Below are 22,391 nucleotides of genomic sequence, written 5' to 3'. Positions count from 1 at the left end.
TATGTTTATTCTGCGGTCTCTTCATCTTCTGGATAATCAGAGATTACTACACTTTTGCAAGGCACTACGCGCCAGTTGTCAATGTAGATTTCCGGTCCGGTGAATGGGGTTGAAGTAACCTCTACATCCAGATAAGAGAAGTCCGTATTCACAAATCCCATACCGAAATTGCGGTAAGTAGCGGCGTTACGGTCGTCGATTACAGTCTGGAATGTAGGCTGAGTCGCTTCTTTATCCGCGATGAGAGTTGCGTATTTATTGAATTGGCTGAAAGGAATAGTAACCGTTTGCCAGCCTTTGGTAGAGAAGGGGACAATACCTTCGCTGGTGATCCAGGGCACATAGAAAGCTACCACATTATTAGCGCCATCGTCATCAGAACCTATGCCTGCATAGTTGAAGTTATTGATTAAACAGATCTGAATATGTCCTGTACCCGACCATGGGTTTGCAACGTAAATGTCGAACTGCAATGCCACTTCCGTGAGCGGAGTAGTAGCGGGGATATATTTAGTCATGCGGGTCCAGTCATCCAGTTCGTCATCATTACCGGCAGTCCAGCATTCGGATGCACGCGGCTTTCCTGAACTGATACCGGCAGTGAGCAGACGCTTTGGAACAATCGGAAGGCACTTGCCGCGTCCGGAACCGGCGGGATCATCTGCCAGGTCGTCTGTATTAGTCATAGAACCCGTTTCGCTCCAACTCCAGGAACCTTGCGTTCCGTTTCCGTCGAAATCCAGAATCATGCAGGAACTATAATTGAAATAAGACGGAGATTGTGCTTGTCCGTTGGCTCCTTCTGAGAGAATATAACCACCTTCTGTAACACCACTCGGCATTGTAAATGAATACCAGTCGCCATCTTCAGAGTTGGTGATGTCGGTGACTTCTATGCCTCCGGGAAGGGTAACTTTAGTGGTTTCGTCAAGACCTGTACCATAAACGGTGACTGTTTCTTTAGCTTTGGGCAATGTGTTGCTTATGCTGGTAACAGTAGGAGATGCTGCGCGTATTATGAAATCATAAGTTGTTTGGGTCTTATCTTTCACAAACAGAATAACATCGCGGTCTTCGGGCTCGGCATCTACAACAGGAGTATTGCTGTTTATCTGGATGAGCATGGACTTATCCGTCACATAGGCACGGTTGAAATAAGTTTCATATCCATTGATATAGACTTTCTTCATGCCATATAATCCACTACCTTCCACACGGATCAGTTGACCGAGGCGTGCAAAAGTAACCGGCCGGTCGGGTACGGAAGATTCATAATCTTCCAGATAGATCTGGTCAATAACTATCTTGACGTCTTGATACTTGTCATCAAAGTATTCATCATCATCGTTGCATGAGATGAAACCTGCCGACAGAAATGCCAGGCATAGTAGCCAGGTATATTTTAAACTTTTCATATCTTCTTTCCTTTGTTAATTTTAAAACAAATCAGTAACAGTAACTTCGCGTTCACCGAATTCGTAGGCCACAGGGGCATTGTTCAATTCTGGGTTACGTCCACGGTCAACATCGGAGATCGGTAACGTAAGGTTGTTTACAGTGGCGGTAGCCACGCCGGTTCCGTCGCTGCTCTTGGCATACTGGCATGCTTCGGATTCATCCCATTCATAACCGGCATTGCGCTCCTGATTATTGAGATAGTTCACTACTTCCTGTTGTTGGTAGTAAGAACGGCGTAACAAGTCGTACCAATACAGTCCTTCAAGGGCAAACTCTATGCGGCGTTCATACCGCAGGTTCTCGTAAGTAATAGATTTCAATTCCGGCATTCCGGCACGTATACGCACTTTATTGAAATAATCGAGAGCAGTCTCGTCAGTTGTACTGGCATTGTTTCCGAGGATTGCTTCGGCAAGATTCAGGTAAACTTCGGCAAGGCGCATCATGTACGTATTTACACCGCTGCTTTGCTGATAACTTTGTCCGTTGTCGTCGATTTTACCGATCACATGCTTCTTGATGTTACATTTATTGTCATATCCTGATTCAGTTACATTATAAGTATAACCGCCATTCTTGGAGTTAAGCTCTGAATAGTATTCACCTACGGTACAGATTGTATTATGGCGACGGATGCGGTCTTGCGGATCATACTCGCGTACAAGGTCGTAAGATGCGTAAGTGGCATTACCCCAGTTGGTTTCCCCCACCATTGTAGACCAGGCAAAGAATGCCTGCATGGCGTTGTTGCATCCCCAGCCTATGGCATCGGTACTACCGGTGAGCCATTGCAACTGGAACAGAGACTCGCTGTTGTTGTTGGCTGTCTGGTAAGCAAAAAGATCTCCATAATTGTCCAGCAAAGAGTAGGGACCTTCGATAGCCTTTAGTGCGGCTTGGCGGGCAAGATCCAGATAATAGGTATTGCGGGTGCCGCGGTTAAAGTCGGTGGCAATGTTGCTTCCGTTATACTGTCCGTCGGTAGTCAGTCCTGCCATAGAGAGATAGAGGCGTGACAATATGCCGTAAGCACTATGCTTGGTGACACGTCCTTTATCACCTGCGGTAGTAGAAAGGTTGGCTGCTGCGTATTCAAGGTCGCGGATTGCGAATTCAATCACATCTACGCCACGATGCGCGGGAGCGACTGAGTTGTTCACCTTTTCAGCTGTATTCTCGTAGATGATTCCCTTGCCCCACAGAGAACCGATGTACCAATAGGCAAGTCCGCGCATAAAGCGGGCTTCGCCGTAAGCCTGTCTTTTGGCGGCTTCGGTTACTTTAGGACCGGAGTAATCCTTGATATTATTAATGGCATAGTTGGATTGGGCCACTACCGAGTATAACGATCCCCATGCTTCTTCAAGGCCTTCGCTCAGTGCTGTTTCAGTGAAATTGGTATAAGGATAGATATAAGGTGACCAACGGGCTGTGATGTTGTTGGCGCGTCCGTCTCCCATTCCATAATAGAATTTGTCATTGAAACTGTTCCACACATAGTTGTAAAGTGGGGCAGTAGCTGCTTCAACGGCTTTATCGCTGTCAAAGAAAGTCTCTTGGTTGGCGTTTGTGGTATTGGTTTGTTCCAGGAAATCATCACAAGAACCGAGAACCAGTGTGCCTGCCATTGCTGCTATGATCAATATCTTATTTTTCATTGTATAGTTCATTTTAAAAGATTAGAAGGATACATTTAATCCGAATGTGTAGATGCGGGGCGAAGGATAACGTCCGTAATCTACGCCGGTCATCAATGCGTCACCATACATGGCGCCTACTTCAGGGTCCATGCCTTTGTATTTACTCCAGGTATATACGTTCTGTATATTGGCATAGATTCTCACATTGTTGAGGTGCGCTTTGTTTATCCACTTTTTTGGGAAGGTATAGCCGATAGAGATATTCTGCAAACGGATGTAAGAGGCATCTTCTATCAGCAGGTCACTTATGCGTGAGTAGTTATTGTTGGCATCGGATGCTTGCAGGGCTGGCAGTATGGCAGAGCCTCCCACTACATGCAGGTTACGGTAATCATCGGACGGACCATTGGGATCGATTAAATCGACAACGGCATAGTTTAATGATGATCTTAGGATATTGGCATTGGAACGAGGATCTTCAATGCGGTAACGGGTCAGGTTTAGAGCCTTGTTTCCGTAAGAACCGGAGAAGAATACCGTCAGGTCGAAGCCTTTATAAGAGAACGTATTACCGATACCATAAGTGAACTTAGGTTCGGGATTGCCGATGAAGGTACAGTCTTCGTTGTTGATTTTGCCGTCACCGTTTCTGTCTTCGAAGATATAGTCGCCAACCCAAGTGCTGTTCTTAGCAATGGTATTACCTTCGGGTATTGCCACTTGCTTCACGTTGCCTTGATCGTCTTTGTAATAGAAATCAGTAGGTTCGTTGAAGCGGCCGATTACTTTGTATCCCCAGAATTGTCCAATAGGTTGTCCTACGGTGGTCTTCGTTACGATGAAGTTGGTGGAACCGGGTTGATAAGTCTTCTCAATGGAAGAATTGTCTGTGTCAAGCTCTACGACCTTATTGCGGTTCAGTGAGAAGACAAGATTCGAAGTCCACTGGAAATCTTTGTTTGTAATGTTGGTGGTATTCAGGGTTAATTCGATACCCTTATTTTCCAATGAACCTACGTTACCCCACGGATTGGATGCTGCACCCTGACCGCTTGATCCCAGGTAAGCCGGCAATGGAAGTTGGAGAAGAAGGTTTTTGGTTTTCTTGTAGTAAATATCGGCTATAAACTCGATGCGGTTCTGAAATAAGCCAAGGTCGACACCGATATTATAAGAATAGGTGGTTTCCCAAGTCAGATCCGGATTGGCGGTATTTCCCGTCAGTACTCCTGTTCCCCAAGGCGTGGTTTTATAAGAAAGAAGTGACATATAAGCATAATCGCTGACGTTCTGGTTACCGGTGGCACCCCAACCTGCACGGAGTTTCAGGTTGTTGATAACCTCATTATTACGCAGGAATGATTCTTGGGAAGCACGCCATGCCAGAGCCACAGATGGGAACCAGCCCCATTTATTGCCTTTTGCAAATTTGGAAGAACCGTCACGGCGGATAGTAGCCGTTAAAAGGTAACGTTCGTCGTACGAATAGAATGCACGTCCGAAAGCGGATGCCAGTGAATTGACGAAGCGTGAACCGGTAGTGGTGGATGAGGTCACATCACCTGCACTCAAGTCGGGAGTCGTATTCGTAAGGAAGCCTGTGGCTGTTCCTACCTGAGTTTCATAATTATAATGAGACATTTCCTGGCCGACCATGATGTTGATAGCATGCTTTTGAGCTATCTGCGTATTGTAAGTCAGGATATTGCGCCATGACCAGTATTTGGTATTTGTTTTAGTCCACTTGGAAGTACGGGTGTCGCTGGTCTTGATGCCAAACTGATAATCGGGTTGATAATAATAGTAATTATTGAAATTATAGTCGGTTGAGAGTTCCGTTTTCAAAGTGAGTCCTTTTAATAAGGTAGCTTCCAGGTACGTGTTAAAACGGAAGTTCATTTTACGGTTGTTGTTGGTGCGGATAGAAGCCAAACCTACTGGATTTTCGGGCATCCATACGTCTTCCGGACCATCAAAGCTTCCGTCGGTAGAAGTAACGGCAACGGTGGGTTGTTGGAGTAATGCGCTTATGATGGTATTGTTATCAGTTCCCACACTCTGTTTAGACTCGGCAAATGAGAAGTTGATGCCACCACGTAACCATGATTTAATCTGGCTGTCGACATTGGCACGCAATGAAAGACGGCGGAAGCTGGAACCCAGTGCAATACCGTTCTGGTCAAGGAAACCGCCACTGAAAGCATAAGTTGTCTTATCATTACCACCGCTTACAGAAAGGTTGTGGCTCGTCATTAATGCTTTGCGGAATAATTCATCCTGCCAGTTGGTTCCTTCTCCAAGTAAGTCGGGACGAACGAAGCTGCTGCTTTGATCGACAAGTCCCAATGCTGCACGACTATTGTGATGAGTTGCATACTCACTCAGGTTCAGCATGTCGAGTTGCGTGGGCATTTCCTGCCATCCCACATAACCGTCATAAGTAACTGTAGCTGTACCTGCCTGCCCTCGTTTGGTAGTGATCATGATAACACCATTAGATGCGCGCGAACCATAGATGGCAGTTGCCGAAGCATCTTTCAACACGTCCATAGATACAATGTCCGAGGGATTGATACTTGATAGCGGGTTACTGTTTTCATCATCTGTGGCAGAATCCACTACTACGCCGTCAATGACGAAGATAGGCTGGTTAGTGGCATTCAAGGAGTTGACACCACGGATACGGATAGAGGTGGATGCGCCCGGTGTACCGGAGTTTGCCTGAATCTGCACACCGGCAGCACGGCCTTGCAACACCTGATCGATAGAAGTCGGAACCGACTTCTTGATGGCCTGGTCATTTACCGATACCACCGAACCCGTCAGGTCCGAACGTTTCATCTGTCCGTAACCCACTACAACGACTTCGTCCAGCATCTCAGTATCTTCCTTCATCGTCACATTGATTTGTGTCTTCCCGGCTACAGGAATTTCTTGTGTCTTGTAGCCCACAAATGAAATTACGATGGTACTGTTGGATGGAACATTCAGTGTAAAGTTACCGTCGATGTCGGTAATAATACCGTTGCTGGTGCCTTTCTGCACTACGCTCGCACCGATAACCGATTCTCCTGTGGCGTCCTTCACCACACCTTTCACAGTGATATTCTGTGAAAATGCCCATAGAGGTATCAGGCATAATAAGAATAGAAGCCCCAAAGGCTTAAAACAATAATTTGTGCATTTCATACTGAAATTAATTTAGTTGGATAACAATAATATTCTCTTTCTTTATTAAAGATGTGAAGACATGTTTTTCATTTTCAAGTTTCCATATTTGTATTCAATTAGATTAAGTGATTAAACATTCCTTTTCGTTTGTGACAAAGGTATTCTATAATATGAAGAAGTAGGCATTTTATTGTAGCCTGTGTTACATTTAAATGTAACATGACTTTTCCCTGTGTTACAAAATCATTTGCTGGTGTTACGTTCAGGCTTAATTTGTACCCGAAAGATAAATAATTAAATGATAAATCCCATATGCCTTTCACCTATATCCTTTATTTTTTTCATGCACATCAATAAAAGGAGTGATACTAAAGGCGGCATTTTTTGCAATATGCGGAAGAGATAAAGAGCATATATGCAATGACTTCCCTGCCCATTTCGAAAGTTTTTCTTATCTTTGCTTGCCTTTAAGTATAAAATGCCATGAAAACAGCTCTTAATAAAGTCCTCCTTATAGTCTTATTGCTGTGTTTAATTGTCCTGCCTTTGGCGGCACAAACCGGTAAGTTCTATTCTACTAATAACGAATTGTCCAGCAGTCTTGTCAATCAGATCTTTCAGGATAAGCGCGGATTTATCTGGATAGCTACTGAGTACGGACTGAACCGCTTCGACGGACTTCGCTTTTCTAACTATAAACATGTGTCCGGTGACTCCGCCTCCATCAAAAACAATTATGTGCGCACGCTTTTTGAAGACAGTCGGCAGAATTTGCTGGTAGGTTGCATTGACGGGTTGATGAAGTATGATTCGGAAACGGATACTTTCCGGGAGATTCCGATGATACGCGCGGGCAAGCGGGTTTTTCCACACATCACGCAGATGCAGAAATTGCATAATGGTGAGATTTGGGTGGTAACTACCGGACAGGGCATTTTCCGCTTGGACGAAGAGAAGCAGCAGGCGGAGTCCATTGACGCCATCATGAGGCAAGTGAATTATAACTTCCAGTCGAATTTATACGAAGATTCTGATTATAATATTTGGATTGGTACGGAAGGGCATGGGCTGATTTGCTATCTGCCCGCTACGCAGGAAGTTCGTGTGTTCAGATATCCGGTGATTAATGATAACTATGTGTCGGCTATTGGTGAAGATAAGTACGGAAATCTGTTTATCGGCACTCAAAAGCATGGCTTGTCCCGTTATGATCGTGAGCAGAATTGCTTTATTCCTGTACCCTATGCGGGTAGCGAGGAGCTGTCCATCTATTGTCTGACGCTGGTGGACGACCGTCTGTTGATAGGCACCGACGGTCAGGGACTGAAGACTTACAACCGGATGACCGGGAAGATAGAGGATTATAGTATCAATTCCGCGCCGCTGGATTTTTCGGAAGGAAAGATACACGCTATCATGGAAGACCGGGACAAGAATCTGTGGGTGGGGTTGTTTCAGAAAGGTATTGTGCTGATGCCGAAGCAGGAGAATCCGTTTGAGTATTATGGCAATAAGTCCATTTATTATAATCCCATCGGACAAGGATGTGTAATGTCCATCTATCAGGATAATAATCGTCACCTGTGGGTAGGGGCGGACAATGAAGGAATATTTGAACTGGATGCGGAAGGAAAGAGGCTGCGGCATTATCAGCCCGGCAATAACCCGCGTTCGATGGCTAATACTATTATGTGTATGTACGAGGATACGGACGGAGATTTCTGGCTCGGCACGTACACCCGGGGACTGGCAAAACTAAACCGGGGGACCGGTGAGTGTGAATATCCGTTGCCGGTTGACAATGAGAAGATTTTCTCAATTACGGAAGACCGACATAAGAACCTTTATATCGCTACTTTCGGTTCGGGTTTTTACCGCTATAATTTGGTGACAAAGGAGTTGAAGCATTATGAGTCATCTAAAGATGAGTCGGGCGACCTGACCCGGAATGAACTGGCAAATGATTGGGTGAATTACATCTTTTGTGATAGTGAGGGAATGATCTGGCTGGGGCATTATAAGGGTATCAGTTGTTTCAATCCGGTGAATGAGAGCTTCATTAACTACCGTAATGTGAATACTCTGATTGAAGACCGGGTAGGATATGTCTTGCAGGAAGACCATGCCGGAAATATTTGGGCAGGTACGACGGACGGACTCTATCGCTTCAACAAGAAGACTGAAGAACTGACCTGCTTTACGGTGGCGGATGGTTTGCCTAATAATGTAATCTGTGGAATTTGCGAGGATGAGGAACATAATATGTGGATCAGTACCTATATGGGTATTTGTAAGTATAATATTGAAAACAATCGTTACATCAATTATTATGCGGGCGACGGATTGCAGGGGAATGAGTTCACGCACGGTGCATTCTATAAAGACCAGGCAGGAAAAGTTTATTTCGGTGGTATAAACGGTATTACCTATTTCCAACCTTTATCCATAGGGAGTGTGCTGAAAGATACCAAGGTATGGATTACGGACTTCTTTATCTTTAACCAGCCTGTGCGGAAAAATACGCGTTCGGGAAGACATACCGTTATCTATACGTCTGTGATGGATGCGAATATGTTTCAACTGGCTCATTACGATAATACGTTCAGTATCATCTTCTCCACATTGCAGTATAACAATCCGGAGCAGATATCCTATCAGTACAAGATTGAAGAACTGAGTAACCAGTGGCTCAGCACCGAGCCGGGGGTGAACAGGGTGACTTACAATAATCTTCCGCCGGGCAAATATACTTTCCATGTGCGGGCACTGAGCCACGGCAATCTTTCGGAGATACGTACGGTTAAGATTCTGATAACTCCGCCCTGGTATGAAATGTGGTGGGCATATTGCATTTATGTTTTTCTGCTCGGCTTGCTCGTATTGGGTATTGTGAACTATATCCTGTCGCGTATGCGCCACCGTCGTGAAATCATGAAGCGCGAACATGCCGAACAACTGAATGAGGCAAAACTACAGTTCTTTATCAACATCTCGCATGAAATACGTACTCCGATGACGCTGATCATTAATCCTCTGGAGAAGTTGTTGGCTGAAAAGAAGGGAGGGGAAGTGCAAAAGACTTATCTGATGATTTACCGGAATGCACAACGTATTCTTCGTCTGATAAATCAGTTGATGGACATCCGTAAACTGGATAAGGGACAGATGTTCATGAAGTTCAGGGAAACGGACATGGTTGGTTTCATTGATGATGTGATGCTTACTTTCGGCTATATGGCGCAGAAGAAGAAGAAGATACGTTTCAGTTTCGAACACGCTATGCCGCAGTTGAAGGTATGGGTGGATATGAATAACTTCGACAAGATATTGATGAATATCTTCTCCAATGCCTTCAAGTACACACCGGAGCAGGGTGAGATTACGGTTACGCTTTCTACCGGGCGCGATGCCACCCGTCGCGATCCTCTGAAGGAATACTTTGAAATAACGGTCACGGATAGTGGTATCGGACTCGACCGGGAGAAGATAGAACGTATATTTGAGCGTTTCTATCAGATAGATAATGATGTGACGAAATCGAATTTCGGTACGGGTATCGGCTTGCATTTGTCCCGTTCGTTGGTGGAGCTGCATCATGGCATTATCTTGGCAGAGAACCGTGAGGATGCTCCGGGCAGTCGTTTTGTCATTCGTATTCCTTTGGGTTCAGCCCATCTGCGTACGGATGAATTGGAAGATGTGGAAGCAATCATTACTCCTCATGCTATGTTGGTTAAACCGGAGAAGACAGATTTGGAGGGAGCCTTTGAAGAAGAAGAGGACGAAGAAAGCAAGAAGGCAGCTAAGGCAAAAAATCGCATGCGCATATTGATAGTGGAAGATGAGGAGGAGATCCTTTCTTATCTGAAAGAAGAATTGGAAGGGGACTATCGGATAATGACGCGGAAGAATGGCAGAGAGGCTTATGATACTATTCTTGCAGATACTCCTGACCTGGTAATCAGCGATATCATGATGCCGGAAATGGATGGATTATCATTATGTCGGAAGATTAAGCAGAATACAAATGTCAATCATGTGCCTGTAATCTTGTTAACGGCTAAATCGAAGCCCGAGGATACTATGGAAGGTATGGCAACCGGTGCGGATGCTTATATGGTGAAGCCTTTCAATACGGAACTTCTGAAGAGTACGATTGCCAATCTGATTGCTAACCGTAAACTGCTGAAGAGCAAGTTCAGCGGTGCGCAGCAGCAGGAAGATAAGGTGCAGAAGCTGAGCATGAAATCAGCAGATGAGATATTGATGAGTAAGATAATGAAGGTGATCAATGAGAATCTGTCCAATCCGGATCTCAATGTGGAGATGTTGGCGGCGAATGTCGGCTTAAGTCGTGTCCATGTGCACCGGAAACTGAAAGAACTGACAAATCTTTCGGCACGCGACTTTATTAAGAATATCCGCTTACAGCAGGCTGCTGCCTTGTTGAAAGAGAAGAAACTGACAGTATCCGAAGTAGCGTATGCTACGGGCTACACGAATTTGTCGCATTTCTCCAGTTCTTTCAAGGAAGTGCATGGCATGTCGCCTAAGGAGTATATGTTGGCACATCAGGGGGGAGCTAATGAAGAATGATGAATGAAGAATTAATCCCCCTTTCCTTTCCAGATAGCGAGTACTTTCCTTCGTATCAGAAGAATATTCAAGGCAGATACTGCTATAAATAAGATGCTTCCAGCCAAAATACAGGGTAGGAGAGACCCGGTTTCCAATTGTGGAATGAGAGTTTGCAAGACGCCTGTATAGTAAGATCTTAACCAGGCCACACCGCCTATGGCAAGGATCAGTACCAGCAAATTCAATCCTACGGTCAATACGTGATAAGGTAATGCGACTTTAGAAGGACTGTAACCTATTAATAACAGGTTCTCCAACTTTGCCGTATTCTTTTGAAGCAGTAGGAATACGCTTAACATCAGGATATAGAAGGAGAGAATACTGATGAACAGTCCCACGCCGGAAACAATACCTGTGATAAGGCGGAGGAAATAGGTGGTCTTTCCGGCATCCAGATTGTCTCCTTCGGTCTCATAGTTCTTCTGTTGAAAATAGTCGGTGATGGCTGTGTCTGTAGGATTCTTTACTTCTACGATCAGGCGGGAAGGCTGTGCTTCTTTTTCGGATGCGAAAGCTTGATTGGCCCATTCCATAAACGATTGTGGAACAAGGATAGTGTTCAGGCGGTTGGAGAAACCGACGATATTTCCTTTGTATTGCTCTACACGTCCGTTGCCACGCATCACAATGTCCATTTGTATCAGTCCCATTACGCCTTCCGACAACTTCGGCAGGTTGCGGCTCTGTGCAAAACCAAAGTTATAAAGGTTCAGATAGTTGCGGGGAATGATAATAGGTATGGTTTGTGTACCTTCGTCAAAGTGCCATTTGTCCAGGCTGACATCTACAAACTCATCGGGAACAGATTCAAAAAACATATCCGTAGAGATACGGATACCGGCTTGCTCCATTCCCAGTCCTGCTGATACTTTGAAAAGGGTAGGTGTAAAAGCGCCTACACTGCGTGTGAAAGGTTGTGCTTCCAGTTCCTTAATTTCGTCCTTGGAGAAAGTATTGCTTTGTCCGGTAATGCTGCCGAGGGTACTGATCTTTTTGGTAGCGATGATATAATCCTTCTTCATGAAACTATCTCCCTGCGTGAAGACGGGAAGGACGTCTTTATAAAATTGCACGCTCAGCAATACAATCAACATCCCAAAGATATTGGCGAGAAAAAAGCCGGTCAGTTGTCCGATGCTGATGTGTTGGCGGAGAAGTTTCCAAACAAGTCTGTTCATTGAAGTTTGATGTTATTGTTAAATGATAATTTAGGGGGCTATATAGGTTATTGGAATGCGGACTATTTGTCATCCTGAGCTTGTCGAAGGATCTCTTCCCCTACTTATATAGCGCCAGCTTTATGCTGGGAGAGTAGATCCTTCGACTACGCTCAGGATGACAGATACTACCGACTATCAGAAATCACGCCGCTAAATTATCATTTATAGTTTTAATATTTTATTATATTCTAATTCTATATGTTTTCCAATGGAAGTAACAACCACTCCCGCACCTTGCCGTTCGGCCTCTTCGGTCAGTATACGTCCCATGAGTGTGCCGTTATCATCATCCAAATGGCTGATAGGTTCATCCAGAAAAATGAAATCGAACGGTTGGCAGAGAGCACGAATAAAAGCTACGCGTTGCTGTTGCCCGAAAGATAACTTTCCAGCCTTTTCATTTACTTTGTCAGTGATACCGAGCGTTTCAAAAAGAGCAAGGATTTCTTTTTTCTTCTTATAATTAGTAAGCCGGTTCTTCAACTGTACATTTTCCAGTGCGGTCAGTTCAGGGAAGATACGTAGCTCTTGAAACAGCATGCTCAATGAATGTTTTCGTAATTCCACCCACTCATGAATGGAGAGCGAACGGATATTTCGTTCATCAAAGTTAATGATACCTTGATAGTCGCGGCGATATCCGTAGATATAGCTGCATAGAGAAGATTTACCTGTGCCCGAAGCAGCTTCAATCAGATACCGCCCTCCTTTTTGTAGCACAAGGTCTTGATGCCATACGTCGGATGAAATGGCATCCCGGTCGGCAAACACTTGGGGAAGTGTTTGCCGCAGATGAATGGTTTCCATTATTTATCGGGATTAGATGCCTGCAAACTCTTTGATGAAGTTTACAATCTGTTTCAATGCATTTACGTTTTTGTCTTTCAGTTGAATAACTATATCTGCATTATTATTGGGGTCGCCAACAGCTTCTACATAAGCTATCTTGTCAACCAAAGCAAAAGCTGTCGCATATTGTGTGCCGCCATATTCCGATAACATCTTCACAATCGGCAAAGCAAGAATTGCTTCAGCATTAATGACGAAAGCACTGTTCTTACCTTTGATGTTGGATGCAAATTCGGTATCCTTAATGGATGGATTAACAGCTTTATCTATGCCCTTGTACAACATTTCGTCATTCGTAGCATACAAACTATTGTTGCGAACTCCGAAGAACAGGTTCAATGCCTTTGATTTATATACATATTCGTTTTCTCCCAGTTTCAGGATGTCGTCTCCTCTTTTTAAGCCCAGTTCGCTTCTCTTCTCATACAATAACTGTACGGGGGCAGCACTCTTTACGCTGGCGTACATCAGGAAAGTAGGAGCGTTATTCATAGTGAAGTTTATCAGCCCCATTGCAATATCTTTCTGGAATGTGCCGAATAATTCTTTTACTTCATTAGCCTTGGCTATGGAGAAATTCTTCTGGAACTGCTCATTTTCCAGCAACATGTTATAGAACTCTTCTCCATTGATACCCATGCTGAGATACATCAGGGTGGATTTTGGGAAGTATTTCAAGAAAGTGTTTTCTATGGGGCAGGTTGCCTTCTTTTGCTTGTCGAACAAAGCTTGCAGTTCCGGGTTTTCTGTGAAGCTCTCATACTTCATGCTTATCTTACCTTTATCAAAGGAAAGGCTTCCCAACATTTTCAGATCTTTCAGGTCAATGTTGTAGGGCATATCGCTTGCTTTGATCATATTGGCATAAGGACCCAGCAGGCTTGCCGGAGAGAACATAGTGCTGATATCTCCTCCCATCTTCTGCATCTTTTTGAAGACAGTAGTTGAAACAATGCTGTTTTCATTCGTCTGTTTCAGCAAAGCAGGAATATTCTCTTTGATTTTCTCAAGCTGGGTAGTGCCGCTATAATTGGTCAGCATAAGCACTGAAGGAGTATATGCTATGAGTATCTGGTTTCCCATTTGTGTGAACTGAAAACCGTCACCGCTTGCCAGAGGCTGACTGACTTTTTCTTTCTCCAATGTTTCCAGCAGTGCATGCAGGTCGTCTTCACTGCTGACTTTGGCAACGATAGTAGTAGGGAATGTTTCCGTGGTGAAGATATACAAAGGTTCCGATACATCGATTCCCGATTTCTTCGGATCTTTCATTATCATTTCCACTTGCTGGAATGTTGCAGCATTCATGCCACTCTTCAAAGCATTCGTCAGCTTTTCCTGTACTTCTTTGTTCTCCTTGTCATTGAGGCCTGCTTTGTCAGCCAATGATTTCAGGTTGATGCTGACTACCGTATGGGCATTGGCAGGAATCACATCGGTGTACTCTTGCTTCTTCTGGGAACATGCGCTGACAAGAGCTACCACTACAGCCATCAACGCCAAACGGGGAAACAAACTTTTCTTCATATAACTATTATTTAAGTGTGATTATCATTGATTTTGTAAGTTCAGAATGTGGCAGGCCACCAGAGCTGCCGTTTCTGTACGCAGTCTCGACTTTCCCAGACTAATGGGAATAAAGCCGTTTTCTATTGCTTTTTGCACTTCTTCTTCACTGAAGTCTCCTTCCGGACCGATTAATACCAGTGCATCTTCTCCTTTGCGGAACACATCTTTCAACAGAGGCTTTTCTCCTTCGTAACAGTGAGCTATGAACTTCTGTCCTTTGAAAGGCTGCGCGATGAACTTGTTGAAATCCGTCATTTCATTCAGTTGTGGCAAACGGGCTTTAAGGGATTGTTTGATGGCTGACACCAGTATTTTACTGATACGTTCGATCTTGATAACTTTCCGTTCCGAGAAGCGGCAGTTCAGGAAAGTCAGTTCATCGAAGCCTATTTCAGTGGCTTTTTCAGCAAACCATTCTGTGCGATCCATATTCTTGGTCGGGGCCATGGCAATGTGCAGATGTCCGTTCCATAGAGGTTCCTGATAAGTAGTCTCCAGAATGTTTACCATGCAACGCTTGTTGGTAGCAGCACTGATTTCTGCACGATAGAAATAGCCTTTGCCGTCGGTCAATGTAATCTGATCGCCAATATTGAGGCGTAGTACGCGGATGCAGTGTTGGGCTTCTTCTTCAGGAAGTTCGGCACGAGTTTGTATGTCGGGTGTATAGAATACATGCATAAGTCTATTGCTGTTCTTTTCGTTTGATAATTTCGTCCCTGATGTGGGCTGCTCGTTCGTAATTCTCGTTGGCTATGGCTTCTTGCAATGCCTTTTGTAGCATCTCCATCGTATCTCCGTGTAAGAATTCATCATCATGTGGGGAAGGGCTTTCGCCCATAGGAGCTACACTGCCAGTTTCGTTTTCTTTTCCGGTCTTGAGTTGTTCCGCTTCCAGAATCTCCTCGTAAATAAAGATGGGGGCTTTCATCCGTAAAGCCATAGCAACCGCATCGGATGTGCGGGCGTCCATACGAATGATCGCATCGTCTGCTTTCAGGTAGATATAAGAATAGAATACACCATTGTCTACCCTGTAGATAAGAGCACGCATCATATTCACTCCCAATACTTCCAGGCACGAAGCGAAAAGGTTATGAGTCAAGGGGCGTGGCGGAACAATCCCTTTTAGGCTGATTAGCATTGCCTGCGCTTCCGCCGCACCAATGATAACTGGTAATTGGCGGGTGCCCTCCACTTCTCCCAATACCAAAGCGTAAGCTCCTGCTTGTTCCTGACTATTGGAAATGTTTAGTACTTCTAGTTCTATTTTCTTCTTTTTATCCATAATATTTTTCCGAGTGGCTGGTAGCTACCAGCCACTTGATACTTACTGCTTTTTATTTGCTGCTTCTTCCGGCCGGTGTTTGTACTTGAATACCAAGGCAAACAGAATACCGATAGCCAATGCATAGGCAGCAAAGATCAACCAAATTTGGGGCCACTCGCGGCTCACCAGTCTGCCGTCGGCATATACCGAGAAAGCATCTACTACGGCACCGCTGGCGTATCCTCCAATAATGGCGCCCAAGCCGTTGGTCATCATAAAGAATAATCCCTGGGCACTGGCGCGGATATTGGAACAGGTTTCCTGTTCAACAAACAACGAACCTGAAATGTTGAAGAAATCGAATGCCATGCCATACACAATCATGGACAGGATTAACATCCACAGTCCGGAACCCGGATCACCGAAACCGAACAATCCGAACCGGAATACCCATGCAAACATACTGATCAGCATGACCTGTTTAATTCCGAAATGTCTCAGGAAGAAAGGTATGGCGAGAATAAATAATGTTTCGGACATCTGCGAGATGGATAGCAGGATAACCGAATGCTTCACACCGAAAGACTCTGCGTATTCCGGAATGCTGGCAAAACTACCTAAGAAAAGGTCGCCATACGTGTTGGTAATCTGCAACGCTGCTCCCAGAAGCATGGAGAACAAGAAGAAAATAGCCATTTTCTTTCTTTTGAATAGTACGAATGCATCCAGTCCTAAAGAAGAAATCAGCGATTTATTTCCGGTCTTGGCAGGTTTACATGCCGGCAGGGTGAAGGAGTACAGACCCAGCATTAATGCGGATGCACCACCTACATAGAGTTGGGCGCTTGAGTTCTTGAATCCGGTAAGGTCCACCGCCCACATTGCACAGATGAAACCGATAGTGCCCCATACGCGAATGGGTGGGAAATCTTTGATGAGGTCACACTTATATTGTTCAAGCGAATTGTACGAAACGGTATTAGCCAGTGATAAAGTAGGCATATATACCAACAAATTGAGCAGCATTGCCCAATACATCTGGTCATATCCCGTAGCCGTGGAAGCATAGAAAAGACAGGCAGCCCCTGCAATGTGGCAAAGTCCGTATAAGCGTTCTGCATTAAACCATTTATCGGCAATGATACCAATGATACCGGGCATAATCAGAGAGGCGATACCCATGGTTGCGAAGATTGCACCGATTTGACCTCCTTCGAAGTGGAGTTCCCTGCCCATGTAACCTCCTAATGAAATTAACCATGACCCCCATACGAAGAATTGCAGGAAGTTCATGATAATCAAACGAACTTTTATACTCATGACTTTTCTAATTTGTGTGTTTCCTTTTCACATTAAATAATAGATGCAAATATAATATTTTCGTTGATTGCATGAGCAAGTTTATGTATAAAAAAAAAGAAGGCTATCTATCCCAGACAGCCAATCTTTATTAACCTTAAATCTAATACCATGAAAAACACAGTGCAAATGTAGCGGTTTTATGTTATACAACATAATGTTTGGACGATTTTCTTCTTTGGTTTAACATCTTTTAGAATATAAAGGGTGTTTTCCCTCTTTATAAGGACCAAAGTACATGCACTATTTATTCTACATACAACACTAATCCTTTCAGATATTCCCCCTCGGGATGATATATACTTACCGGATGGTCGGCGGGTTGCGTCAGTTGATGCAGGATGCGGACACTGCGACCGGACATTGCAGCTGCTGTGAAGACTGCCGTGCGGAAGTTTTCTTTGCTGACTGCTTGCGAGCAGGAGAAAGTAAATAGAATACCGCCTGGTTTGATCTTCTCAAAAGCTTTTACATTCAGTTTGCGGTAACCTTGCAGGGCATTGCGCAAAGCATCGCGGTGTTTGGCAAATGCCGGCGGGTCCAGAACAATCAGATCGTATTGGTCGCCCATGCGGTCCAGATATTTGAAGGCATCTTCGGCAAAAGCAGCATGGCGGGCATCACCGGGGAAATTCAATTCTATATTCTTATTTGTGAGGTCAATTGCTTTGGCTGAACTGTCTACGGAATGTACCAGTTTGGCATTTCCACGCATACCATAAACGGAAAAGCCACCGGTATAGCAGAACATGTTTAATATGGAACGTCCATTTGCATAACGTTCCAGCAGGGATCGGTTTTCACGTTGGTCAACGAAAAAGCCGGTCTTTTGTCCTTTCAACCAGTCAATATGGAATTTCAGTCCATATTCCATAGCTACATTATCAGTGCTGCCTCCTTTCAAGAAACCGTTTTCAGGGTAAAGATCAGCCTTGAAGGGAAGAGTCGTTTCTGATTTATAGTAGATATTCTCTATTTTATCACCCATCACTTCACTGAGAGCATTGGCTATTTCCATGCGGTCGAGATGCATACCGGCAGAGTGTGCCTGCATCACGGCGGTGCGGGCATAAATATCAATGATTAGTCCGGGGAGGTTATCCCCTTCTCCATGTACCAGTCTGTAAGTATTATTAGTTGGATTCTCTGCAATACCAATGCTGCGGCGCATCTCATAAGCAATACTGAGTTTGCGTTTCCAGAAATCGGAATCGATAGCCTCATCCTGATGGAAAGAGAGTACGCGTACAGCAATGCTGCCAATCTGGAAATGCCCTTTGGCAATGAATTCCTTCTTGGAAGTATAAATTTCTACTACCTCGCCCTCTTCGGGTTCACCGTCGAAATGAGCGATAGCACCCGAAAACACCCAGGGATGAAAACGTTTTAATGACTCTTCTTTGCCGGATTTGAGATATACTTTGTACATGCTGTTAGTGGTTAGCGGTTATGGGTTAGTTATTAATGATTCCTGATTGGTGAGTGGTTCATCCGGTGCTAATTCATAGTCACCGCTGATCTTTAATTCCTGCAGTCGGTTATAGATGTTGAGGCATGCCCATGCATCGGTAGCCGCATACTGTTTCTGAGGTTCGGTCAGGTGTTCGGCTTCCCAGTTGGAAAGACGCTGCGATTTGGAAATCTTTTCACCGAACAGGATACCATAGATTTTCTGCAGGCTCTTGTCCTGTATGCCGAACATACGGACATATTCTTGCAATTCGATGCAGGCGCGTTGTTCAAAGGGAGCACGTTTGTGCAGCATCATAAAGTCGTCCCGCAGCGAGAGCCCGACTTTGGTGACCGATGGACTTTCCAGCAATGAAATAATCGGAAGCGTCAGGCCGGTCAGGTTCAGGCGGAAGAGGAAGCAATCTTTTTCAGAGGATACCTGTAGCAGTGCCACCTTGTGTGATTGCCCTTTGGTGAACGACGGGCGGGTTTCGCTGTCAATTCCCAGCAAAGGATATTGCTTCAGGTAAGTAACTGCCTTTTCTGCTTCCCAGGGAGTTTGTACCAGATGTATTTGTCCTGGAAAGAGAACTTTGGGCATCTCTTTGATAGCTTCCTTATTGATTGTTTTTTTAATAACCATAATTTAAGTCTTTATTCGTGATGGTGATGTCCGTGGCAATGGCAATCATCATCGTCGCAATCATCATCTTCCGGTTCATCTTCTTCGGATTGGCGGTATTTCACGTCGTGTAGTGCACGAAGTGTGTTTACCAAGGTTTGTCCCCAGTACTCTTTGAATTGTTCCTGGCAGATGGCAAGGGAGTCGTTCATCGTTTCATTCAATCCCAGTTGGAAGACGAAAATGAAATCTTTGATGGCCTGGTAAATATCCGCCAGGTCTTCGGAAATATTCTTCTTGATGGGTTGGTCGCTATAAACCATATCCTGTATGAACACATCCAGATAGTCATCTTTTTCGGCAAGAATACCGGCAAGGTTGATGCGAAGCACTTCATACGTTTCCTCCGTCACATAGCTTTCGGGAGCTTCATCGCCTATTATTTCCGTTTCGGGCAGCATGGCAGCCTTGAGGTAGAGTAGCGGAAGTATCTTTAATGAGGTATCGACAAATGTATCACGGCTCATCGTCTCCGCCTGTTCCAGGAATTTACAGAACTCGGCAGCTACGGTGACGAACTCCACCACATTGCGGTCGAATATCACTTGGCTTTCTTTTTTCATAATCTACTTGATTTTGAAACGCAAAGATAGTGCAAACCGAGTGCAGTAGCAAATTTATTTGCATTTTACTGAAATGAAGTTTCATTTATTATTACGTGATATTCCGTTCCCCGGTTTCTTCTCCGGCTGCTGATTCCGAGTTTGCGGAGCGCACGCCCGAAGTGTGCTACTTTGTTGATGGATAGCCGGTCTTTAGTTCTTTTTTGGAGGAAGGAAATGATTTCCATAGGTGTCATCCATGCTCCTTCTTCTTCCTCCTGTGCCGCGCGGAAATGACAGAGGAAAAGCTGTTCCAACGGGGTGGGTTGTTCAAACTCTTGATTGGTTTGTTTCAGGATGTCTTCATCGGTATCGTCCAGCCAGTAACGTTCTCCTTTTGATATGGCATTCATGGCTTGGGCGTAGAGCTGCCGGTAGTTAATGGAGACATTTGTACGGATAGGTCCGGTTACTTCGATACAGATGAAGCGGCGGCTTCCCGATGGGTCGGTCAGTAAATCCTTTTGATTGCTGGTGCCTATGAAGGAGGCGTAGCGGCGTATTTCCTGAATGGCGGTTCCGTAAGGCTTCCGCAGGTTGGCTACGGGTTTTTGCAACAGATGTTTCAGAAAGCCTTGCTGGCTGACGCTGATCTGGTCGAACTCGTCGATGTTGATCAGAAAGAAACGCCCCAGACTTCGTTCGGCATCCTGTTGGCTCTTGAAGTCGATGCTGTCTGTATAGCCAAAGCGTAACTCAGGTGGTAAAAGGATACGGCAAAATGTAGATTTCCGATATCCTTGCGCACCTACCAGCAGGGGCGATGTACTGTTGCCATGCTGCCGGTCAAGTCCTCGCCAATGTGCCACCATGCTGAGAAACCAGCGGTAGAACAATTCCCTCCAATGCGGATTTTCGCAGGGAACGAGGTCGGCCAGGGCGCGGATGCGGTCTTTTCCGTCCCAGCGCCCGGTGTCGTTGAGGTATTCTTCTACGGGGTTGTAGAGGGGGATATAGTCGGAAGTAAGGTAGCGTGCTACGTCGCGGTCCCATACGCGGATACCTTCTTTCAGGGCATTGAGCGCTATGCTGCTTCGTATCCGTTGGTCGGCGGGGCGGAATTGGAAGTGTATGGAGTCGCGCTGGCGGTATTCCAGTTCGCTCAACACGGTATTATAGCGGAATTCGTAGCGGCGGTTCATGAATTCTTCCAGACGGAAGGCTGTTTCCTGTTCGGTGGTCATGCTGTTTCGGGTGCCGAAACCTTTGCATTCACGGTAAAGATTATGTATGGCGGCACGTATTACGGGCTCGTCTGCTTCGCGATAGTAATGCATCAGGGTTTGCCGGACTACCTCTTCTTCGGGAATACCTGCTTTGTAACAGTGCTCGGCAAGCCGTGTCAATAATGGGCGCAGGTCGTCACCCCGTTTCCAGTTTGTCAGTCCGTCGAAAGCACGGTCGAGTGCCGCTTCGAAGAGCATGGCGAAGGTGTCCGATGAATTGTAGCCGGGCTGCATGCGCAATAGCGGATTGGTTTCCGCCTGCTTCTGTTCCTTGAAAGTGGTTTCACTGGGCATGGCGAAGGGTTGTTCCAGGCAGAAGGGGATAGCAGCCGGATTATAATAAGGTTGCTCATCCAGTGTCATGCGGCAACTCTGGTTGAGCGACGGTTCTTTTAGGGTGATGGAGTAGGGCAGCAGGGATTGGTAACAATTTACGGCAAGGCGGTAGGCGTGGGCATGAAACAGGGCCATTTCACTTTCATGTTTAGGGAATGAGCCGTCGGGCAGGGCGAAGAGCACCCATATCTTTACACTGCGTCCGCTGCTTCCGCAAAAGGCTGCAAAGGTTTGAGGCAGCAGGGAAGCCTGTTGCTTTATCTGTTCCACTTCGGTGATACCTGCCAGGTGGTTGACTTCAATCTGTACCAGTCCGTTGTAAATCTTCACCCGGTGTTCTCCGTCTTTGGTGCGGGCATATTCCACGGCGGGGTAGATGCGGGGTAATTTATCTATGTTCAGATAGTGGTTATCTGTTCCTTGCAGTATAGGTATGAGATGGCGCAAGGCTGATACATGCGCTGCTTTGTTCTCTTTCTTTATTTTTTCTATCAAGGTTTCAGCTTCAAGGATACTGAAAGATTCTTTGCCGGTTTCACGGTCGGTGCGTATAAGGGTTAGTTTCAACGTGACTATTTTTAGTTACTGTCTTCAAAAGGCGGTGCAAGTTACAGCAAAAAAGCCGGGAGGCAAAGTGTTTCTTTATTTTTTTGCATAGGGAAATGAAATGCCCTCTTACACTTTCTTAAGAGAAACATCGCCTTTTCCTTGCTTTTACATCCCTTTTCCTTTACCTTTGTATTCATTATTTTGGCTTGCCCACAACTGTGAAATACGTGCTTCATAATTGTGAAGCAGCAGATCCATAGCTGTGAAGCATGTATTTCACAGCTGTGGGCAATGCTAAAACATTACTTATCAACAAAAGAAACATAGGTAGCCAACGAAAGAAACATAGGAGATTAACATAAGCACTCCC

General features: G+C 45.1%; 14 protein-coding genes. 1 reads left to right on the top strand and 13 read right to left on the bottom strand.

Annotated elements, in window-relative coordinates:
* Positions 1-5 precede the first annotated feature (5 nt).
* From DW182_RS07475 to DW182_RS07465, 3 genes are read right to left on the bottom strand one after another with little or no spacing between them, the layout of a single operon-like run.
* Positions 6-1,415, bottom strand: a complete 1,410-nt coding sequence (locus tag DW182_RS07475) for a glycan-binding surface protein (protein ID WP_118295140.1) — start codon at positions 1,413-1,415, stop codon at positions 6-8.
* Between the two features lie 21 nt (positions 1,416-1,436).
* Positions 1,437-3,116, bottom strand: a complete 1,680-nt coding sequence (locus tag DW182_RS07470; RefSeq protein WP_044532334.1) for a RagB/SusD family nutrient uptake outer membrane protein — start codon at positions 3,114-3,116, stop codon at positions 1,437-1,439.
* A 21-nt stretch (positions 3,117-3,137) separates the two neighbouring features.
* Positions 3,138-6,287, bottom strand: coding sequence for a TonB-dependent receptor (locus tag DW182_RS07465; RefSeq protein WP_118295139.1), 3,150 nt, complete (start codon positions 6,285-6,287; stop codon positions 3,138-3,140).
* Between the two features lie 465 nt (positions 6,288-6,752).
* Here DW182_RS07465 and DW182_RS07460 point away from each other — a divergent pair, with 465 nt between their 5' ends.
* A complete protein-coding gene (locus DW182_RS07460) occupies positions 6,753-10,865 on the top strand; it encodes a two-component regulator propeller domain-containing protein (RefSeq protein WP_118295138.1) in 4,113 nt (1,370 codons plus the stop codon).
* A gap of 11 nt (positions 10,866-10,876) precedes the next feature.
* Here DW182_RS07460 and DW182_RS07455 read toward each other — a convergent pair whose 3' ends face one another.
* The 10 genes from DW182_RS07455 to DW182_RS07410 all read right to left on the bottom strand — a co-directional run bounded on the left by DW182_RS07455 (position 10,877) and on the right by DW182_RS07410 (position 22,039).
* The gene (locus DW182_RS07455) at positions 10,877-12,085 is read right to left on the bottom strand and encodes an ABC transporter permease (RefSeq protein ID WP_118295137.1); all 1,209 of its coding nucleotides are present in this window, start codon (positions 12,083-12,085) and stop codon (positions 10,877-10,879) included.
* 204 nt (positions 12,086-12,289) lie between these two features.
* Positions 12,290-12,934 (bottom strand): ATP-binding cassette domain-containing protein, encoded by a 645-nt coding sequence (locus DW182_RS07450; protein ID WP_118295136.1) that lies wholly within the window; start codon positions 12,932-12,934, stop codon positions 12,290-12,292.
* 12 nt (positions 12,935-12,946) lie between these two features.
* Complete coding sequence (locus tag DW182_RS07445; protein ID WP_118295135.1) at positions 12,947-14,503, bottom strand: DUF4836 family protein; 1,557 nt, start codon at positions 14,501-14,503, stop codon at positions 12,947-12,949.
* Positions 14,504-14,527: 24 nt separating this feature from the next.
* Positions 14,528-15,226 carry a 16S rRNA (uracil(1498)-N(3))-methyltransferase gene (locus tag DW182_RS07440; protein ID WP_118295134.1) on the bottom strand — a complete coding sequence of 233 codons (699 nt, stop codon included), beginning with the start codon at positions 15,224-15,226 and terminating at the stop codon, positions 14,528-14,530.
* 4 nt (positions 15,227-15,230) lie between these two features.
* The gene (locus tag DW182_RS07435; RefSeq protein ID WP_044532213.1) at positions 15,231-15,833 is read right to left on the bottom strand and encodes a bifunctional nuclease family protein; all 603 of its coding nucleotides are present in this window, start codon (positions 15,831-15,833) and stop codon (positions 15,231-15,233) included.
* A gap of 42 nt (positions 15,834-15,875) precedes the next feature.
* Complete coding sequence (locus tag DW182_RS07430) at positions 15,876-17,135, bottom strand: nucleoside permease (RefSeq protein WP_118295133.1); 1,260 nt, start codon at positions 17,133-17,135, stop codon at positions 15,876-15,878.
* A gap of 286 nt (positions 17,136-17,421) precedes the next feature.
* Complete coding sequence (locus DW182_RS07425; RefSeq protein WP_021968436.1) at positions 17,422-18,603, bottom strand: class I SAM-dependent rRNA methyltransferase; 1,182 nt, start codon at positions 18,601-18,603, stop codon at positions 17,422-17,424.
* A gap of 18 nt (positions 18,604-18,621) precedes the next feature.
* Positions 18,622-19,269, bottom strand: coding sequence for a 3'-5' exonuclease (locus DW182_RS07420; RefSeq protein WP_044532210.1), 648 nt, complete (start codon positions 19,267-19,269; stop codon positions 18,622-18,624).
* Between the two features lie 11 nt (positions 19,270-19,280).
* Positions 19,281-19,871, bottom strand: coding sequence for a DUF5063 domain-containing protein (locus DW182_RS07415; RefSeq protein WP_044532209.1), 591 nt, complete (start codon positions 19,869-19,871; stop codon positions 19,281-19,283).
* A gap of 65 nt (positions 19,872-19,936) precedes the next feature.
* The gene (locus DW182_RS07410) at positions 19,937-22,039 is read right to left on the bottom strand and encodes a BT4734/BF3469 family protein (protein WP_118295132.1); all 2,103 of its coding nucleotides are present in this window, start codon (positions 22,037-22,039) and stop codon (positions 19,937-19,939) included.
* Between the last annotated feature and the right edge of the window lie 352 nt (positions 22,040-22,391).

This window comes from Bacteroides sp. AM16-24 (genome assembly GCF_003471885.1).
In the GTDB taxonomy this organism is placed as follows: Bacteria; Bacteroidota; Bacteroidia; order Bacteroidales; family Bacteroidaceae; genus Bacteroides.
This window is presented reverse-complemented; position numbering and strand designations above follow the sequence as displayed.

Coding starts and splice junctions, on each gene's coding strand:
- DW182_RS07445 (WP_118295135.1), bottom strand. CDS start 14,503: ATGAAGAAAAGTTTGTTTCCCCGTTTGGCGTTGATGGCTGTAGTGGTA.
- DW182_RS07465 (WP_118295139.1), bottom strand. CDS start 6,287: ATGAAATGCACAAATTATTGTTTTAAGCCTTTGGGGCTTCTATTCTTA.
- DW182_RS07460 (WP_118295138.1), top strand. CDS start 6,753: ATGAAAACAGCTCTTAATAAAGTCCTCCTTATAGTCTTATTGCTGTGT.
- DW182_RS07420 (WP_044532210.1), bottom strand. CDS start 19,269: ATGGTTATTAAAAAAACAATCAATAAGGAAGCTATCAAAGAGATGCCC.
- DW182_RS07455 (WP_118295137.1), bottom strand. CDS start 12,085: ATGAACAGACTTGTTTGGAAACTTCTCCGCCAACACATCAGCATCGGA.
- DW182_RS07415 (WP_044532209.1), bottom strand. CDS start 19,871: ATGAAAAAAGAAAGCCAAGTGATATTCGACCGCAATGTGGTGGAGTTC.
- DW182_RS07440 (WP_118295134.1), bottom strand. CDS start 15,226: ATGCATGTATTCTATACACCCGACATACAAACTCGTGCCGAACTTCCT.
- DW182_RS07470 (WP_044532334.1), bottom strand. CDS start 3,116: ATGAAAAATAAGATATTGATCATAGCAGCAATGGCAGGCACACTGGTT.
- DW182_RS07425 (WP_021968436.1), bottom strand. CDS start 18,603: ATGTACAAAGTATATCTCAAATCCGGCAAAGAAGAGTCATTAAAACGT.
- DW182_RS07450 (WP_118295136.1), bottom strand. CDS start 12,934: ATGGAAACCATTCATCTGCGGCAAACACTTCCCCAAGTGTTTGCCGAC.
- DW182_RS07430 (WP_118295133.1), bottom strand. CDS start 17,135: ATGAGTATAAAAGTTCGTTTGATTATCATGAACTTCCTGCAATTCTTC.
- DW182_RS07435 (WP_044532213.1), bottom strand. CDS start 15,833: ATGGATAAAAAGAAGAAAATAGAACTAGAAGTACTAAACATTTCCAAT.
- DW182_RS07475 (WP_118295140.1), bottom strand. CDS start 1,415: ATGAAAAGTTTAAAATATACCTGGCTACTATGCCTGGCATTTCTGTCG.